The sequence below is a fragment of the Pseudomonas putida group bacterium ESBL64 genome (assembly GCF_045277175.1).
In the GTDB taxonomy this organism is placed as follows: Bacteria; Pseudomonadota; Gammaproteobacteria; order Pseudomonadales; family Pseudomonadaceae; genus Aquipseudomonas; species Aquipseudomonas alloputida.
Genome location: NZ_CP145799.1, coordinates 440,851 through 459,567, shown reverse-complemented (window position 1 = coordinate 459,567; position 18,717 = coordinate 440,851). Strand labels below are relative to the sequence as shown.

Below are 18,717 nucleotides of genomic sequence, written 5' to 3'. Positions count from 1 at the left end.
CCTTCGTCATGCAGCCAGATACGCTTGCGTCCTTTGCCCAGTTGCAAGCGCGTGTCGCAGAACTGGAAGCACGCCTGGCAGAGCGCGAAGACAGCGTCCAGGCGTATGACAGGCTGCTTGGAGAACTGCTCGACAACAGCCCGGCCAACGTGTTTGCTGCCGACCGCAGGATGCGCCTGTTGGCCATCAACCGCACGGCGCGCGAAACCTTCGAACGTTACCGAGGCTTCGTGCCGCAGATTGGCGACTACGTACCCCAGTTCCTGACCGATCAACCCGACATCATGGGCCGCCTGGCCCCGATATGGCCGCGCATACTGGCAGGGGAAGCGTTCATCGACACCGTCACCTTCGGGCTGGACGACGCACCACGCCACTACGAAATTCGCTACCACCCGTGGCTCGATGCTCAGCAGCGAATTCAGGGCGGCTACCTGTTCGCCTATGACATCACGCAGCGCGTGACCGAACAGGAACGCCTGCAGCAGGCCGAAGAAGCACTGCGCCAGGCGCAGAAGATGGAGGCGGTCGGCCAGTTGACCGGCGGGATTGCCCATGATTTCAACAACCTGCTGGCCAGCATCCTTGGCGCCCTGGAACTGGCCGGGCAACGTCTGGTGCAGCAACGCCTGGCGGACACCGCGCAGCTGCTTGAACTCAGCCGGCACAACGCCCAACGCGCCGCAGCCTTGGTGCAGCGCTTGCTGGCATTCTCACGGCAGCAGACGCTGGTCCCGCAACGGGTCGATGTGCAGCAACTGGTGGCCGGTATGCACGACCTGATCAGCAGCTCCACCGGCCCCTATGTCGACTACCACGACCAGACACATGCCGGACTATGGCCTATCCGAATAGACGCACAGCAACTGGAAAACGCGCTGCTCAACCTGTGCATCAACGCCCGTGACGCCATGCCGCTTGGCGGCACCTTGAGCATCGGTTGCGCCAATGTCGAAGTGCAAGGCGCCGAAGCCAGACAGCGGGGCCTGGCCACTGGCCAGTTTCTGCGTATCCGCGTTGAAGACACCGGCATGGGCATGTCCAAAGCAGTGATGCAGCGCGCCCTTGAGCCCTTCTTCACCACCAAGCCGCTCGGCCAGGGCACTGGCCTTGGGCTGTCGATGGTCTACGGCTTTGTGCGGCAATCCGGTGGCCAGCTGGTCATCGATAGCACGCCTGGCCAGGGTACGGCCATCAACCTGTATCTCCCCTGCGATGAAAGCATCGCCGCCGCTTCACCCAGCCCCCACGTCGAGGGGCCTGCGCCTGCGGCCTCGCTTCAGCAGCGCGCGTGCAGGGTGATGCTGGTGGAAGACGAGCCGGCCCTGCGCCTGGTCATGCTGGAGGTATTGATAGATCAGGGCCATGAAGTTCAGGCATTCGAAGATGGCCGGCAGGCATACAAGGCCTTGCGGGAAGCCCCTGCACCGGACTTGCTGATCACCGATGTCGGCCTGCCTGGGGGTATCGATGGCTACCAACTCGCGGACGCCTGTCGAAGTATTGCCCCCCATGCAGCGGTGCTGCTGATCACAGGCTATGACCTTGCGCACAGTACGGCAAAAGTGCGGCCCGACCGGCGCACCGAACTGCTGGCCAAGCCATTCGATCTTCAAGCACTTGCCCAGGCGCTTGAACGGCTGCTGGGGAGCACCGCCCAGTCACCCTGAGTGGCTATTCGCCTGCAGGTGAACACGTTAAAGTCAGGACTTTTCATTGGCCGGACGCAGGCATGCCTTCTCGTGATCTGAACTCACTGCGCCAACAAGTCGAAGACCTCCAGCGACAGAACACACTGCTGGAGCAACGGCTTGCAAGCCACCAGGCGCACGACCAGGACTTCTATCGCTCACTGTTCGACACCATGGACGAAGGCTTCTGCATCATCGAGTTCTTCGATGGCCCCCATGGCCCCCTGAGTGACTACGTGCACGTGCTGGCCAACGCAGCCTATGCCAAACACGCCGGCATCCCCAACGTGGTCGGGCAAAAACTGCGCGAGATGGTGCCCGATGAGGCGGATGACTGGGTGGCCCGCTATGGCGCGGTGCTTCGCACCGGCGAACCGCTGCACTTCGAGCAGGAACTGATTGCCACGGGCCACGTGCTGTCGGTGACCACTTTTCGCATAGAACCTGCCGAGAAACGCCAGGTAGCGGTACTGTTCAAGGATGTCACCGAACGCCGGCGTGCAGAGCAGGCCCTGCAGCGCCTGAACGAAGAGCTCGAACAACGGGTGAATGCCGCACTGGCGGAGCGACGCTTGTTTGCCGAGCTGGTCGATCACAGTGTGGTCAATGTGCATGTGATCGACAAGGACCTGCGCTGGCTGGCTGTCAATCGCCAGGCCAGGCATGACTTCCACCTGCTGTACGGGAGTACACCCGAAATCGGCGAATACCTGCCCGGGTTGTTCGAGGATGGCGCCGCCGGCCAGACGCCTGTTCTGCCGATGTGGCAGCGCGCCCTGGCAGGCGAGCAGTTCATCGAGATCGGCACCTTCGGCAAGCCCCCCGCGCTGCGCCATTATGAGTTGCGCTTCAACGCCTTGCGCGACCCAGAAGGCGAGGTACATGGCGCGTTTCTGTTCGCCTATGACATCAGTGAGCGAGTACAGGAGCAGGAACGCTTGGCCAAGGCCGAAGCGGCGCTGCGCCAGGCACAGAAGATGGAAGCCGTAGGCCAGCTCAGTGGCGGCATAGCCCACGACTTCAACAACTTGCTGGGCGGCATCCTGGGCGCCCAGGAGCTGATGCGGCAACGCCTTGAGCAGTCACGCTTCGACGCCCTGGCGCCCTTGCTGGAGCTGTCCAGCAGCGCGGCGCAGCGGGCCTCTTCGCTGGTGCACCGGCTGCTGGCATTCTCCCGCCAGCAGACCCTGCAACCCTGCTCCACGCAAGTGGCCACCTTGGTGGCCGGCATGGAAGACCTGCTGCGCCGCACCATCGGCCCGGCGATTACCCTGAGCAGCCGCTTTGCCAGCCAGCTGTGGCCGACCTTCATCGACCCTCCCCAACTGGAAAGCGCCTTGCTCAACTTATGCATCAACGCGCGCGATGCCATGCCTGCCGGTGGTGTGATCGAGATCATTGGCGACAACCTGCAGCTTGACGACGAGCAGGCCGTGGCACTGGAACTGCCGGCCAGCGAGTTCGTGCGGCTGAGCATCGTCGACAACGGTAGCGGCATGTCGGCTGAAGTTGTCGAGCGCGCAGTCGAGCCGTTCTTCACCACCAAGCCGATGGGCCAGGGCACCGGCCTGGGTTTGTCCATGACCTATGGCTTCGTGCGCCAGTCGGGTGGGCAATTACGGGTGCTGTCGGTGCCTGGCGAGGGTACCCGCATCGAGCTGCTGTTACCCCGCCACCACGAGCAAGCCCAGGCGCCAATCAGCAAACCTCCGCGCGCGCTCTTGCAAAGAAGCAGCGAGACTGCAAAACGCATTCTGTTGGTTGAAGATCAGACGGCCTTGCGCCTGGTGATTGGCGAAGTGTTGGAAGAGCTGGGCTATCGGGTGGACGCCTTCGAGAACGGTCCGTCTGCCCTCACCCACCTGCAAAGCGGCGAACGGCCAGACTTGCTGCTGAGCGATGTCGGCCTGCCTGGCGGCCTGAATGGCCGCCAGGTAGCCGAACGCTGCCGTGAGCGCTACCCGGACCTCAAGGTGCTGTTGATCACCGGTTACGATGAGAGCGCGGCGCTCAGCGACGGCCAACCGCTGCAAGGTACGTTGGTGTTGACCAAGCCGTTCGAACTGGAAGCACTGGCAGAGCGGGTTCGCGAGCTGCTGGAACCTTGAGGGGCGCGCTCAGCGCCCGCCGCCCAGGTCGATGAAACTGCCGGTGGCATAGGAGGCTTTGTCCGAGAGCAACCAGAGGATGGCCTCGGCCACTTCCTCGGGATACCCTCCTCGGCCCATGGGCAAGCCAGGTTCAAGCTTGCTGACGCGATCCGGGTCGCCAGAAAGCGCATGGAAACCGGTATGAATATAGCCCGGTCGTACGCCATTGACGCGCACGCCCTCGCCTGCCACTTCTTTGGCCAGGCCGATGGTGAAGGTGTCGAGCGCGCCCTTGGAGGCGGCATAGTCGACATATTCGTTGGGCGAACCCAGGCGTGCGGCGACCGATGATACGTTGACGATGGCCCCGCCTTGCCCGCCATGCCGGCGCGCCATGCGCAGCAGGGCGTGCTTGGCGCAGAGCATGGGGCCGACGACGTTGGTCTTCATGACGTTCAGCAGACGGAACTCGGACATGTTCTCGACCCTGCTCTGCTGGCCGATGGTGCCGGCGTTGTTGACCAGTGCGGTGACCGGGCCGAGCTCGTCGTCGACGCGCAGGAACAGCTGGATGATTTCATCTTCGACGCTGACGTCGGCACGCACCGCGATGGCCTCGGCGCCCAGGGCGCGGACCTGGCTGAGGATGGCTTCGGCGGCTTGGTCATCGGCGAGATAGTTGATGCAGATGCGGTAGCCCTGGCGGGCGGCCAGCAGCGCAGTGGCGGCGCCGATACCGCGGCTGCCGCCGGTGATGACAATGACGTTCTCCATGGGTTTGCCAATGGTTTGGGGAAGGGAGCATCGACAATAGGCGAAATGGCGCTGCGTTGGAATGACGAAGATCAGCACAGCCAACCCTCTGCTGTTGATGTGGCTGTTGATGTGGCTGTTGATCTTGCTTTTGATCTTGATCTTGATCTTCGCGACTTCAGGAGGCCGAACGCAGGCCTTGCGGAGGCAGGTGACGGGCATGGATGCCCGTCAAGCGCTGAGGCCCCAGGATGGGGCCTTCGGCGCGGTCCTGCCGGGAGCAAGGCCGGAGTGAGGGGACCCCGGAGCGCAGCGCAGGGGCCGGATGATGGGAGCGCAGCGTTTTTTGGTTACTTTTTGTCGCGTTTGACAAAAAGTGACTCGCCGTAAGGGCGAAAAGGTGAGTCAGCGTCGCCATCGCGAATGGACTGTTCGCTGAGTCAAAACAGACGAATTTGCTTCTTGCTTCTTGCTTCTTGCTTCTTGGATGTGGGCATTCACATCGAGTAGGTATTCATTCACGCAGGTGGCGCACAGTCACCTTTCCGCCCTTACGGCGGGTCACTTTTTGTCAAACGCGACAAAAAGTAACCAAAAAACGCTGGCTCCTGTCATCCGGCCCCTGCGCTACGCTCCGGGGTTCCCTCGCTCCGGGCTTGCTCCCGGGAGGACCGCGCTGCAGGCCCCATCCTGGGGCCCAGCGCTTGACGGGCATCCATGCCCGTCACCTCCCTTCGCAAGCCCTGCGCTCGGCCTCCTGAAGTCGCAATCCGCGGCGCCTGGGCTATCGCGCGCTTAGAAGCAAAATCAAAAGCCGAAGCGAGAGCGAGAGCGAGAGCATCGGGACCTTGCCTTGTTTAGCTCAATGCCCTGCCGATGCCGGCCCCGCCTTGGCGGTAAAGGGTGGCTTGGCGAACCACACCAGCAGAATCAACCCGGCAAACACCCAGCTCATCAAGGTGAAGTAATCCACCGTCGACATCATGTAAGCCTGCCCGTTGAGTATCTGCTCCAACTGCGCATAACTCTGCGGGCTGGCCCCGCCCAACTGCTCAAGGGTATGCCGCGTCGTCGGGTCGAACTGGCTGATGTGCTCACTCAGGTAGGCATGGTGCTGATCCGCCCGACGAATCCAGATCCAGGTGGTCAACGAAGCCGCAAAACTCCCGCCCAAGGTTCGCAGGAATGTAGCCAGCCCCGAACCGTCGGCAATCTGGTGCGGCGGCAGGTCAGACAGCAGAATGCTCAAGGTCGGCATGAAGAACAACGCCACGCCAATCCCCATGAACAACTGCACCAGGGCCACGTGCTGGAAGTCCACCTCGCTGGTGAAACCGGCACGCATGTAGCAACTGGTGCCAATCGCCAGGAACGCCAACCCAGCGAGCACCCGCAGGTCGAAACGGTGCGCATATTTGCCCACGAACGGCGACATGATCACCGGCAGCAAACCGATCGGCGCCACCGCCAGGCCCGCCCAAGTCGCGGTATAGCCCATCTGCGTCTGCAACCACTGCGGCAGGATCAGGTTGATACCGAAGAACCCGGCATACCCCCCGACCAGCACAATGGTGCCAATGCGGAAGTTGCGGTGCACAAACAGACGCAAGTTGACCACCGGGTGCCGGTCGGTCAGTTCCCAGATCACGAATACCGCCAGGAACACCACCGAAACCAGGCTGCCGACAATGATGAACGACGACTCGAACCAGTCCAGATCGTTACCCTTGTCCAGCACTACCTGCAAGGCCCCAACGCCGATAATCAGGGTCAGCAGGCCAATGTAGTCCATCGGCTGGCGGCTGGTGACCACCGGGCGCGTACGCATCTGCTGGCGCACCACGGCAGCTGCAAACAGGCCGATGGGCACGTTGATGAAGAAGATCCATGGCCAGCTGTAGCTATCGGTAATCCAGCCGCCAAGAATCGGCCCGGCAATCGGCGCCACCACCGTGACCATCGCCAGCAGCGCCAGTGCCATCCCCCGTTTTGCCGGGGGGTAGACAGCAATCAGCAGAGTCTGGGTCATCGGGTAAAGCGGCCCGGCGACCACACCCTGCAAGACGCGAAACCCGACCAACTCGGGCATCGACTGGGCGATACCGCACAGGAACGAAGCCAGCACGAACAGCAGCGTGGCCCAGATGAACAGTTTCACTTCACCAAAGCGCCGGCTCAGCCAGCCGGTCAGCGGCAAGGCGATAGCGTTGCTCACCGCGAACGAGGTGATGACCCAGGTGCCTTGCTCGTAGCTCACCCCCAGGTTGCCGGAAATGGTCGGCAGGGCCACGTTGGCGATGGTGGTGTCCAGCACCTGCATGAACGTCGCGAGCGACAGGCCGATGGTGGTCAGCAGCAGACTTGGCGGCGTGAACTGGGCAGCGGCGTTGTTGCTCATCGTTGCGCCGTCTTGCCGGTTGCACTGTTCTCGTGAATCAACCGGGCGATCAGGTTGTCGGCTTCGATCATCTGGTGGTCATACACCTGGGTGGTGTAGCTGGCCTTCTGCGGTGGCTGCTGGGCCAGGGTCGGGCCGCTCTGGTCATGCAGGTCGACTTCAACCACGGTGGACAGGCCAATACGTAGCGGGTGGTCCTTGAGCTGGTCGGGGCTGAGGTGGATGCGCACGGGTACTCGCTGGACAATCTTGATCCAGTTACCGGTTGCGTTCTGCGCCGGCAGCAAGGCAAAGGCGCTGCCGGTGCCCGCCCCGAGGCTGTCGACCGTGCCGCTGTACTTGACCTCGCTGCCGTACACATCAGCGGTGATTTCCACCGGCTGGCCGATGCGCATCTCTCGCAGCTGGGTTTCCTTGAAGTTGGCATCGATCCACACCTGATCCAGCGGGATGACCGCCATGGTCGCGGTGCCCGGCTGCAGGCGCTGGCCCAACTGGACGGTACGCTTGGCGACGTAGCCGGTGACCGGCGCGACCAATGTGGTGCGGGCGTGGTCGAGGTAGGCCTGGCGCAGGTCGGCAGCTGCAGCCATGACATCGGGGTGCGAGGACACCACGGTGTCGTCGACCAGCGCGCTGCTGGTGCTGAGCTGTTGCCGCGCGCTGTTGACGGCGGCCTGGGCAACGCTCAGGTCGTCGCGGGCATGGGACAGTTCTTCTGCGGCAATCGCACCACTGTCAGCCAGCACCTTGCGCCGGTTGAAGTCCTGCTGCGCCTTGCGCAGTTCGGCTTGGCGCGTTTCCAGTTGAGCCTTCAGCGAGTCGACGTTGCTGTACAGCCCGCGCACCTGCCGCACGCTGCGTGCCAGCTTGGCTTCGGCGGACTGCAAGGCCACTTCGCTGTCGGCCGGGTCGAATTGCAGCAACACCTGGCCGGCGTGGACCAGGTCGCCGTCATCGGCCCCGATGCTGATAACGGTGCCAGCGACCAGCGGGGTGATCTCCACCACGTTGCCGTTGACATACGCATCGTCGGTGCTTTCGTGCCAACGCCCGACAATGCTGTACCAGGCCCAGGTGCCGACCCCTGCCAGGATCAGCAGCAACAGCAGGCCAAGCAACCAAGCCTTGCGCTTGCGCGACGGCTCGGGCGAGACGGAGGGAGTCGGGGTGTCTGCGGGAGAGGCCATGACAATACCTTGGATAATTCGTTACAGGGTTCAACGGTCGCCGAAGCGGCGGATCGTCAACGGGTCGCCAGCACCGAGCAGCACCTTGGCCAGCAGGCCTTCCAGGGTCTTGAGCTCCTCTGGTGCCAGCACGCCGCACAACTCGTTCATGGCGGCGGCGCCAATTTCCGGCAGGCGGTTGGCCAGGCGCTGGCCGTCGGCGGTGAGTGCCAGGCGCACCTGGCGACGGTCGTCGGCGCAGCGGTTGCGCACGATCAGCTCCTTCTGCTCGAGGCGGTCGAGCATGCGGGTCATCGATCCGCTGTCCAGGCCCAGGTAACGGCACAGTTCGGCCGGGGTATCCACCTGGTACTGGGTGACGATGATCAGCACTTTGAACTGCGCGGCGGTGACGCCCTCTGACTCCAGGTGCCAGTCAAGAATGCGGTCTTTGAGAATCGCAGCACGGCCAAGCAACATGCCGATGGCGCAGGTTTGGAAGTTCTCGGGAGAAAAATGGGCCATCGTTGGCTGCTCAGTTAAGTGTGTAGAAATATTACTGCCTAGGCAGTGAATGTCAAAGCTTTCATTAGCTAGCTATGAAATAGTGGGTGTTTTCTGGCTGTCACACCGCCCCCAGCAGGCGCGCATTGCGGCCCATTGCGACACACAACGCCGCCCCTGCCAGGGGCTACGTAAAGGCGGCTACCGCGCTCGCAGGCCCAGCGCCTCCACTGCCCCGCAAGCAATCGCCATCCCCACCAGCTCTGCGAGGCTGCCTGCCTGCAACCGCTTCATCACCCGGCCTCGGTACAGGTCCACGGTCTTGACGCTGATGCCCAACTGCTCGGCAATCTCGCGGTTGTTCAACCCTTGGGCCAACGGTACGAAGACGTCTCGCTCACGCGGCGTCAGGCCGTCGATGCGCGCCTGCACCAAGGCCAGCGCCTGATCGCCCTCTCGCGCCAGCCCGGCGTGCTCCAGCGCAGCCTGAACGCTGTCGAGCAGCAACTGGTCGTTGTAGGGTTTTTCGATGAAGTCGCAGGCGCCGGCCTTGAACGCCCGCACCACGATCGGTACATCGGCATGACCGCTGACGAAGATCACCGGCACCATCAGGCCACGCTCGCGCATCGCCTGCTGCACAGCCAACCCGCCCAGCCCCGGCATGCGCACATCCAACAGCACACACGCGGGCCCATCATCGACGCAGGCGTCGAGAAACGCCTGCCCGCTGGCGAATGGCAAGGCTTGCAGGCCCACCGACTGCAGCAGCCAGACCGTAGAGTCGCGCATACCCTGGTCGTCATCGACCACATACACTTTTGCTTGCAACACTGCCTCCCCTTATTCCCTGCTGACCGCCAGCCGGCAGCACAGTACCAGACCGCCGTTGTCACCCGCCCGCGCCCACAGGCTGCCACCGAAGCCTTCGATCAGGCTGCGGCTCATGCTCAAGCCCAAGCCCAGGCCGTCGGCCTTGCTGGTGGTAAACGGCGTAAAGATTTCATCCAGCCGCTCGGGTGCCACGCCCGGGCCCTGGTCGGCGACCTCGACCAGCACCCCATCGCCATCGCGCGCCGCGCAGAGCAGGATACGTGACGGCCGCTCACCCTGCTGCTCGCGATTGGCATCGATGGCATTGCGCAGCAGGTTGAGCAGCACCTGCTCCAGCAGCACCCGGTCGGCATACACCAAGGGCAGTTGAGCGCTCATGCGAAGTTCCACCTGCACCTGGTCCCGCGCGGCTTCCCAGGCGCACAGGCGCATGGCTTCGCCGGCCAGCTCGGCCACGTCCAGTGCCTGCAGGCGGCGCGGTTCCTTGCGCAGAAAGGCACGCAGACGGCGGATCACTTCGGCGGCATGGGTGGCCTGCTCGCTGATACGCTGCAGGCCCTGGCCAATCCGCTCGCGCGCCTGGGGATCACGTTCCAGGCCCTGCAGGTAACGCTGACTGGCGTTGGCATAGTTGACCACCGCGGCCAGTGGCTGATTGATCTCGTGGGCGATGCCCGAGGCCAGCTCGCCCAAGGTCGCGAGGCGGGCACTGTGCGCCAGGCTTTCCTGCGCTTCGATGCGCAAGGTGATGTCGCGGGACACGCTGACCACCTCCACCACCGCGCCGGTGTAGGTCTCGCGGATCGCCCGGCTGGCAATTTCGAACCAACGGTAGTCACCTGTCGCCTGGCGTACCCGGCAGGTCATCGTGTGGTAGCCGTCCTGGTCCAGCGCGGCCGCGGCCTGGCGCAGTACCTGACGCCGCTCGCGCGGATGCAGCAGGGTATGTACAGGCATGCCACGCAGCTGCTCGGGCCACAGGCCGAGCAGGCGGTAGGCTGCCGGTGAGGCATCGAGAAAGCGGCCATCGGGGCTGTGCCGGGAAATCAGGTCGGTGGTGTTTTCGATGATCAGCCGATACAGGCGCCGGGCGCGGCTGGCTTCGCGTGCGCCATGGCGCTCTTCGCTGGCATCACGGCAGCGGCCCAGCACCTGCTGGCCCTGGTTGTCCGGCATGAACGTCCACAGCACGATGCGTTCGCCGACCTGCACTTCCACATCGCTGATCGCCCGATGCTGGCGCAGACAGGCACGCACCAGGGCCGCGCAATTGGCCGGCAGCCAGCAAGCCAGCTCAGGCCCTTCGGCGACCCAGGCCTGCAATGCCGGGTTGAGTGCCAGCGGGCTTGCATCACTGGCCAGCAACAGACTGGGTTGTGGGTCTTTGGCAAGCAAAGGGTAAGCAGTGTCATCCACAGTAGGCGGCCTATTTTTATAGTAGTTTTACTATATTGCTATAGTCGATATTCCTAATACCATAGCGACTCGCGTAAAACTGCGACAGAGGGGGCGGCCCACCGTCCGCCCCCTGCACCCTGAACAGAGCTAACAATCAGCCATCGGGGGCCAGGTGCACAGGCTGCGTCTGCCTCCCTTACAGGATTACCGCATGTCGATCTATGCCCAGGGCCTGATGCCCGCTGCCGTCAACCATGTCGCCCTCACCCCGCTGAGCTTCATCGAACGCACCGCTGCCGTGTACGGCAACTACCCGGCCGTCATCCACGGCGCCATCCGCCGCAACTGGCAAGAAACCTACCAACGCTGTCGGCGCCTGGCCAGCGCCCTGGCCGGCCGTGGCATTGGCCGTGGCGACACCGTGGCAGTGATGCTGCCCAACACCCCGACCATGCTCGAGGCGCACTTCGGCGTACCCATGACCGGTGCCGTGCTCAATACCCTGAACGTGCGCCTGGATGCCGAGGCCATCGCCTTCATGCTGCAGCATGGCGAGGCCAAAGTGCTGATCACCGACCGCGAGTTCCATGCGGTCATCGAAGGCGCTCTGGCACTGCTTGAACACCCGCCGCTGGTGGTTGATGTGGATGACCCAGAGTACGGCGAAGGCCGCGCGGTCAGCCAGCTGGACTATGAGGCCCTGCTCAACGAAGGCGACCCGGAATTTGCCTGGGAATGGCCCGATGACGAGTGGCAGGCCATATCGCTGAACTACACCTCCGGCACCACCGGCAACCCCAAGGGCGTGGTCTACCACCACCGTGGTGCCTACCTGAACGCCCTGGGCAACCAGATGACCTGGGCCATGGGCCACCGCCCGGTGTACCTGTGGACGTTGCCGATGTTCCACTGCAACGGCTGGTGCTACCCCTGGACCATCACCGCCCTGGCCGGCACCCATGTGTTCCTGCGCCGGGTCGACCCGCAGAAGATCCTGACCCTGATCCGCGAGCACAAAGTCAGCCACCTGTGCGGTGCGCCGATCGTGCTCAACGCGCTGGTCAACATGCCCGAGGCGGCCAAGGCAGCCATCGAGCACCCGGTGCAGGCCATGGTCGCCGGCGCCGCTCCACCGGCCAAGGTCATCGGCGCCGTGGAAGAAATGGGCATCAAGGTCACCCACACCTACGGCCTGACCGAGGTTTATGGCCCGGTGACCGTGTGTGCCTGGCATGACGAATGGGACGCGCTTTCGCTGGAGGAGCGTGCACGCATCAAGTCTCGCCAAGGCGTGCGCTACCCGACCCTCGATGGCCTGATGGTCGCCGACCCGCAAACCCTTCAGCCAGTACCCCGCGACGGCAATACCCTGGGCGAAATCTTCATGCGCGGCAACACGGTGATGAAGGGTTACCTGAAAAACCCTGAAGCCACCGCCGAAGCCTTCCGTGGCGGCTGGTTCCACACCGGCGACCTGGCCGTGTGGCATGCCGACGGCTATATCGAGATCAAGGACCGGCTCAAGGACATCATCATTTCCGGTGGCGAAAACATCTCCACCATCGAGGTCGAAGACGCCCTGTACAAGCACCCGGCAGTGCTGGAAGCCGCCGTGGTGGCACGCCCGGATGAAAAATGGGGGGAAACCCCGTGCGCCTTCGTTGCCCTGAAGCCGGGCCGAGAGGACACCCGTGAAGCCGACATCACCAGTTGGTGCCGCGAGCACCTGGCCGGGTTCAAGGTGCCGAAGACCGTGGTGTTCGGCGAGCTGCCCAAGACCTCGACCGGCAAGATCCAGAAGTACGTGCTGCGCGACCGGGCCAAGGCCCTCTGATGCCGTAGCCGCCCCCCTTCAGGCGCAGCACACGGCTGCGCCTGAAGGTTCAGCGCACGCCCAACCCTCCCTCACTATTGCAAGAGCTGCCGATGACCACCTATTCCGCCCCCCTGCGCGACATGCGCTTCGTCCTGCATGACGTGTTCAACGCTTCAGGCCTGTGGGCCCGACTGCCCGCCCTGGCCGAACGCATCGATGCCGACACTGCCGACGCCATTCTCGAGGAAGCATCAAAAGTCACCGGCCAGCTGATCGCCCCGCTCAGCCGCAACGGTGACGAGCAAGGTGTGTGCTTCGACGCAGGCCAAGTCACCACCCCCGAAGGCTTTCGCGAGGCCTGGAACACCTACCGCGAAGGTGGCTGGGTCGGCTTGGGCGGCAACCCGGAACACGGCGGCATGGGCATGCCAAAGATGCTCGGCGTGCTGTTCGAAGAGATGCTCTACGCGGCTGACTGCAGCTTCAGCCTGTATTCGGCATTGAGCGCAGGCAGTTGCCTGGCGATCGATGCCCACGCCAGCGAAGCGCTCAAGGCCACTTACCTGCCACCGCTGTACGAAGGCCGCTGGGCCGGCACCATGTGCCTGACCGAACCCCATGCCGGCACTGACCTGGGGCTGATCCGCACCCGCGCCGAGCCTCAGGCCGATGGCAGCGTGCGCATCAGTGGCAGCAAGATCTTCATTACCGGCGGCGAGCAGGACCTGACCGAGAACATCGTCCACCTGGTGCTGGCCAAGCTGCCGGATGCGCCCGCCGGTGCCAAAGGCATATCGCTTTTTCTGGTCCCCAAATTCCTGGTCGAGGCCGATGGCCGCCTGGGCGCGCGCAATGCTGTCCATTGTGGCTCGATCGAACACAAGATGGGCATCAAGGCCTCGGCGACCTGCGTCATGAACTTTGACGGTGCCATCGGTTACCTGGTGGGCGAACCGAACAAGGGCCTGGCAGCGATGTTCACCATGATGAACTACGAGCGCCTGTCCATCGGCATACAGGGCATCGGTTGTGCCGAAGCCTCCTACCAGAGCGCCGCCCGCTATGCCAACGAGCGCCTGCAGAGCCGCGCAGCGACTGGCCCGCAGGCACACGACAAGGTGGCCGACCCGATCATCCACCATGGTGATGTTCGGCGCATGCTGCTGACCATGCGCACCCTCACCGAAGCAGGTCGGGCGTTCGCCGTCTACGTTGGCCAGCAACTGGACGTGGCGCGCTATGCCGAGGACGCTGGCGAACGCGAGCATGCCCAGCGCCTGGTGGCACTGCTGACACCGGTGGCCAAGGCATTCTTCACCGACAACGGTCTGGAAAGCTGCGTGCTTGGCCAGCAGGTGTACGGCGGTCATGGCTACATCCGCGAATGGGGCCAGGAGCAACGGGTGCGAGACGTGCGCATTGCGCAAATCTATGAAGGCACCAACGGCATTCAGGCCCTTGATCTGCTGGGGCGCAAGGTGCTGGCCGACGGTGGTCAGGCGTTGGCCAGCTTTGCCAGCGAAGTGCGGGCCTTCAGTGTGGATGCGCCCTTGCACCGCGAGGCCCTGCAGGCAAGCCTGGCGCGGCTCGAGGCCACCAGCAGCTGGCTGCGGGCGCAGGCTGGCGAGGATGCCAACCTGGTCAGCGCGGTAGCCGTTGAGTACCTGCAGCTGTTCGGGCTGACGGCCTATGCGTACATGTGGGCGCGGATGGCGGCGGTGGCGCTGGCCAAACGTGATGAGGACGAGGCGTTTCATGGTGCGAAGCTTGCCTGTGCGACGTTCTATTTCCAGCGGGTCTTGCCGCGGGGGTTGGGGCTGGAGGCGAGCATTCGGGCCGGTAGTGGCAGCCTTTATGGGCTAGAGGCCGCACAGTTCTGACCGGTGTGTCACTGACGCGCTTGTTGCAAGGGCAGCCGTGTGCTGCGAAGAGGGCCGGTACAGGTTACCGAATCGGTACTGCAAACACTGACCTCTTCGCCGCACCAGGCCGCCCCGGAAGCGATTGCAGACATCGTCTTTTGCCCGCGAAGGGTTCTCAAACGCTGAAAAACCGTGGTCAATCCGACGAAAAACCGGCACAACTGATAGTCATTCGCCATTACATTGGTTCTCGGGAGCACTCTCGCAAGGGTAGAATGCGCAAAACCCGGAGCCGCAATGAACCACGACCGCCTCAATCCCAGCCCAGACGATGCCATCACCGACGCCGCAGCGCATTGGTGCATGCGCCTGCACGCCGACGATTGCACGCAGGCCGAGCGTGAAGCATTCGCTGGCTGGTTGGCGGCCGACCCGCGGCATGCCGAAGAATATCAGGCGATGCTGGAAATCTGGCAAACAGCCGACCTGCTGCCGCGTAGCGCCACCGTCATCGACTTCAACCCACCTGCCAAACACGCCGCCCGCCCCCGCAACTGGCGGCCGCTGGCGTCTGCTGCGGCCATCGCCCTGGCAGTGCTGCCGCTGGCCGGCTGGATGGGGTGGGAACAGGGCTGGTTGCCCAACCACTACCAGCACGTCGAAGCCGGTGACCGCATGCAGACCGTGGAGCTCAGCGACGGCAGCACGGTACAGCTCAACCTGCACACCGAGCTCACCTTCCTCAACTACAAGGACCAGCGCCAGGTCACGCTCAAGCGCGGCGAGGCGTTCTTCAAGGTGCGACACGACAGCAGCCACCCGTTCATCGTGCGTGCAGGCAGTGGCCAGACCCGGGTCACCGGCACCCAGTTCAACGTGTGGAAGTACCAGGACCAGGTGAAGGTCACCCTGGTGGAAGGTTCAGTGCTGGTGTCCAGTGAGGGCAATGCCGGTGGCTACCGCCTTGGCCCTGGCATGCAGGCCAGCTACCACAAGGGCGACTTCGAGCCGCAGCTGGAGCAAAGCGACGACTATGGCAACAGCCTGGCATGGCGCAGCGGCAAGCTGGTGCTCGACAACCTGAGCCTGGAACAGGCGCTGCCGGTGATAAACCGCTACCTCGACGCCCCGCTGCGACTGGCCGATGCCAGCACCGGCCGCATTCGCATCAGCGGCATCTACAACACCCGTGAGGTGGGGCGCCTGGTCAACAACCTGCCCAAAGTCCTGCCGGTCTACCTGACCCGCAGCAAGGACGGCAGCACCGTGCTCAATCGCATCTCGCCGCCGCCCGACAAGGGCTGACGCCCTCCCCCGCCTTACAAGGTCATCGCCGCCAACCAACCGAACGCCAGCAGCGGCAGGTTGTAATGGATGAAGGTCGGCACCACGGTGTCCCAGATGTGGTGGTGCTGGCCATCCACGTTCAGGCCCGAGGTCGGGCCCAGGGTCGAGTCCGAGGCCGGCGAACCTGCATCACCCAGCGCACCGGCAGTACCAATGATGCACACCGTGGCCAACGGGTCGAAGCCCAGTTGTACGCACAGTGGCACGAAAATCGCCGCCAGGATCGGCACAGTGGAGAACGACGAGCCGATCCCCATCGTCACCAAAAGGCCTACCAACAGCATCAGCAGGGCACCGACGCCCTTGCTGTGGTCGATCCACTGCGCCGAGGTTTCCACCAGGCTCTTCACCTCACCGGTGGCCTTCATCACCTCGGCAAAACCGGACGCGGTAATCATGATGAAACCGATCATGGCCATCATCTTCATGCCTTCGGTGAACAGGTCGTCGGTCTCTTTCCACTTGACGATGCCCGACAGCGAGAAGATCAGGAAACCGACCATGGCACCGATGATCATCGAGTCCAGCAACAGCTGGACAATGAAGGCTGCCGCGATCGCCAGCCCGGCCACCAGCAAGGTCAGCGGGTTGTACTGCACGCTCACCTGCTCCACCTGCTGGATCCGCGCCAGGTCGTAGTCACGCTTCTTGCGGTAGCTGATGAACACCGCCACCAGCAGGCCGACGAGCATGCCGGCAGCCGGGACGGCCATGGCGTGGGTGACGTTGACGCCGCTCACATCGACACCCGCGCGGGCCACATTGGCCAACAGGATCTCGTTGAGGAAGATGTTGCCGAAGCCCACCGGCAGGAACATGTACGGGGTGATCAGGCCAAAGGTGATCACACAGGCGATCAGCCGGCGGTCGATACGCAGGCGCGTCAGCACGTACAACAGAGGGGGTACCAGCAGCGGAATGAAGGCAATGTGGATGGGCAGGATGTTCTGGGACGACACGGCCACCACCAGCATCAGGCCGATCATCAGCCATTTGACCTTGCCGCCCTTGGCGTCGCCCTGTCGGTCGATCATGGCCAGGGCGCGGTCGGCCAGCGCATGGGCCAGGCCAGACTTGGCGATTGCCACGGCAAAGGCACCCAGCAGTGCATAGGACAAAGCCACCGTGGCACCACCGCCGAGGCCACCGTTGAAGGCCTTGAGCGTGCCTTCGATGCCCAGGCCGCCCACCAGCCCACCGGCCAGGGCGCCGATGATCAGGGCGATGACCACGTGCACGCGGGACAGGCTGAGTATCAGCATGATGCCGACCGCGGCGATCACTGCATTCATGGTTGGCTTACCTCATTACGACAGAAAAAAGCGCGAACTCTGAAGCAGTAGGCGGCAGATGTCAAAAGCGCCTTGATACGGCGCGTTAGTGGCGGTCAAATTTAAATTGAATGTTTGAATAAAGAAAAAACGGCAGGGGCCGATATTGAGGGAGGCAGCGAGGTGCCTGGCCGCAGCGCTTTGGCACCTCCCGGCCCCACCGCAGATAAAGCCATAACCCTTAATGCCAAAAAAGGGATCCGCCCCCATGCCTTTGCGACAACTTTCCATCCAGTGGAAGATCACCCTGCTCGCCGGTCTCTGTCTGGCCGCTATCGTCACCTTGCTCGTCGGCCTGTCGCTGTACCGCATGGATCACAGTTCGGACCTGGTCAAGGCCAGCAGCATGCAGATGCTGACCGAGGCGGCGCAGTCGCGTATCGAGTCACAAGGTGAAGTGCAAGCGCTGAACATTCGCCGCCAGTTCATGGATGCCTACCAGTACGGCGCCGGCTTCGCCCGTCAGGTGCTGTTCCTGCGCGAGCAGGCCGAAAAGCGCTTTCTCGATGCCTTCGACCTGCGCGAGGACATGACCCGCCAGGTACGCGCCGCACTGCAAGCCAACCCCGACCTGCTCGGCCTGTCACTGGTGTTCGAGCCCAATGCCCTGGACAACAAGGACAGCCTGTTTGCCGGCAAGGCAGAATTGGGCAGCAACGAAACCGGGCGCTTTGCCCTGTACTGGTCGCAGCCACGCGCCGGCCAGTTGACCTCGATGGCCCTGCCCGAACATGACATGGCCAACACCGAGATCGGCCCCAGCGGCCAGCCGGCCAACACCTGGTGGGTATGCCCACGCACCTCCGGCAAGGTGTGCGTGGTAGAGCCGTACTTCTACGACATCGATGGCCAGCAGGTGCTGATGACCAGCATCGTGTTCCCGCTGGCGGTCAACGGCAAGATCATTGCCACCCTGTCCATCGACATCAACCTCAATAGCCTGCAGGCGCTGAGCCAGGAGGCCAGCCGCAGCCTCTATGAAGGCCGCACCACGGTCGGCATTCTGACCCCGGTCGGCCTGCTGGCCGGCTACAGCGCCGATGCCACCAAGCTGGCCCAGCGCTTTGACCAGGTAGACCCGGTCAAAGGCGCCGAGCTGGTGCGCAAGCTGGCCGATGGCAAGCTGACCATCCTCCACGACCGGCAGCGCTTGAAGGTGCTGGCGGCATTCCGGCCAATCCCGGACGCCCAGCCCTGGGGCGTGTTGCTGGATGTGCCGGAAAACGCCCTGACCGGGCCGGCCGAAACCCTGAAGCAGGAACTTGACGCGCTCAATACCAGCGGCACCTTGCTGGAACTGAGCCTGGGCCTGGCCGCCGCCATTGTCGGCCTGCTGCTGGTATGGCTGATGGCCCGCGGGGTTACCCGGCCGATCCTCGGCGTGGCCGCCATGCTCAAGGACATTGCCAGCGGCGAAGGCGACCTGACCCGTCGCCTGACCTACCAGAAACAGGACGAACTGGGCGAACTGGCCGGCTGGTTCAACCGCTTCCTCGACAAGTTGCAGCCAACCATCGCCGAGGT

General features: G+C 63.5%; 12 protein-coding genes and 1 pseudogene. 6 read left to right on the top strand and 7 right to left on the bottom strand.

Going from position 1 to position 18,717, the window contains the following annotated elements; translation table 11 throughout:
* The first annotated feature begins 8 nt into the window (after nucleotides 1–8).
* Nucleotides 9–1,670, top strand: coding sequence for a PAS domain-containing sensor histidine kinase (locus tag V6093_RS02020; protein ID WP_265980142.1), 1,662 nt, complete (start codon nucleotides 9–11; stop codon nucleotides 1,668–1,670).
* Nucleotides 1,671–1,732: 62 nt separating this feature from the next.
* Nucleotides 1,733–3,799 (top strand): PAS domain-containing protein, encoded by a 2,067-nt coding sequence (locus V6093_RS02015; RefSeq protein WP_047603857.1) that lies wholly within the window; start codon nucleotides 1,733–1,735, stop codon nucleotides 3,797–3,799.
* Nucleotides 3,800–3,808: 9 nt separating this feature from the next.
* Here V6093_RS02015 and V6093_RS02010 read toward each other — a convergent pair whose 3' ends face one another.
* The 6 genes from V6093_RS02010 to V6093_RS01985 all read right to left on the bottom strand — a co-directional run bounded on the left by V6093_RS02010 (nucleotide 3,809) and on the right by V6093_RS01985 (nucleotide 10,855).
* A complete protein-coding gene (locus V6093_RS02010) occupies nucleotides 3,809–4,555 on the bottom strand; it encodes an SDR family oxidoreductase (protein ID WP_265980145.1) in 747 nt (248 codons plus the stop codon).
* A gap of 841 nt (nucleotides 4,556–5,396) precedes the next feature.
* Nucleotides 5,397–6,932, bottom strand: a complete 1,536-nt coding sequence (locus V6093_RS02005; RefSeq protein WP_019751849.1) for a DHA2 family efflux MFS transporter permease subunit — start codon at nucleotides 6,930–6,932, stop codon at nucleotides 5,397–5,399.
* Nucleotides 6,929–8,122: an HlyD family secretion protein gene (locus tag V6093_RS02000; RefSeq protein ID WP_265979985.1), complete on the bottom strand. Its 1,194-nt coding sequence runs from the start codon at nucleotides 8,120–8,122 to the stop codon at nucleotides 6,929–6,931. Before V6093_RS02000 ends, V6093_RS02005 begins: the two co-directional genes overlap by 4 nt.
* A 30-nt stretch (nucleotides 8,123–8,152) precedes the next feature.
* The gene (locus tag V6093_RS01995; RefSeq protein ID WP_003247811.1) at nucleotides 8,153–8,626 is read right to left on the bottom strand and encodes a MarR family winged helix-turn-helix transcriptional regulator; all 474 of its coding nucleotides are present in this window, start codon (nucleotides 8,624–8,626) and stop codon (nucleotides 8,153–8,155) included.
* Between the two features lie 180 nt (nucleotides 8,627–8,806).
* On the bottom strand, nucleotides 8,807–9,439 hold the full coding sequence (locus tag V6093_RS01990) for a response regulator transcription factor (RefSeq protein WP_014860281.1): 633 nt from the start codon (nucleotides 9,437–9,439) through the stop codon (nucleotides 8,807–8,809).
* A gap of 9 nt (nucleotides 9,440–9,448) precedes the next feature.
* Entirely contained in the window at nucleotides 9,449–10,855 is a 1,407-nt protein-coding gene (locus V6093_RS01985; protein WP_033726412.1) for a sensor histidine kinase, read from the bottom strand.
* Between the two features lie 193 nt (nucleotides 10,856–11,048).
* Here V6093_RS01985 and V6093_RS01980 point away from each other — a divergent pair, with 193 nt between their 5' ends.
* The 3 genes from V6093_RS01980 (at nucleotide 11,049) to V6093_RS01970 (ending at nucleotide 15,820) form a co-directional block, all read left to right on the top strand.
* A complete protein-coding gene (locus V6093_RS01980; protein ID WP_003247805.1) occupies nucleotides 11,049–12,671 on the top strand; it encodes an acyl-CoA synthetase in 1,623 nt (540 codons plus the stop codon).
* 92 nt (nucleotides 12,672–12,763) lie between these two features.
* The gene (locus V6093_RS01975) at nucleotides 12,764–14,533 is read left to right on the top strand and encodes an acyl-CoA dehydrogenase C-terminal domain-containing protein (RefSeq protein WP_003247803.1); all 1,770 of its coding nucleotides are present in this window, start codon (nucleotides 12,764–12,766) and stop codon (nucleotides 14,531–14,533) included.
* Nucleotides 14,534–14,812: 279 nt separating this feature from the next.
* Nucleotides 14,813–15,820 carry a FecR family protein gene (locus V6093_RS01970; RefSeq protein ID WP_047603861.1) on the top strand — a complete coding sequence of 336 codons (1,008 nt, stop codon included), beginning with the start codon at nucleotides 14,813–14,815 and terminating at the stop codon, nucleotides 15,818–15,820.
* A gap of 14 nt (nucleotides 15,821–15,834) precedes the next feature.
* On the opposite strand, the gene V6093_RS01965 is transcribed toward V6093_RS01970, so the two are convergent.
* Entirely contained in the window at nucleotides 15,835–17,154 is a 1,320-nt protein-coding gene (locus V6093_RS01965) for a Na+/H+ antiporter family protein (protein ID WP_003247798.1), read from the bottom strand.
* Nucleotides 17,155–17,377: 223 nt separating this feature from the next.
* On the opposite strand from V6093_RS01965, the pseudogene V6093_RS01960 reads away from it, so the two are divergent.
* Nucleotides 17,378–18,688 (top strand): annotated as a pseudogene (locus tag V6093_RS01960) (HAMP domain-containing protein); the annotation flags it as partial.
* Nucleotides 18,689–18,717 lie beyond the last annotated feature (29 nt).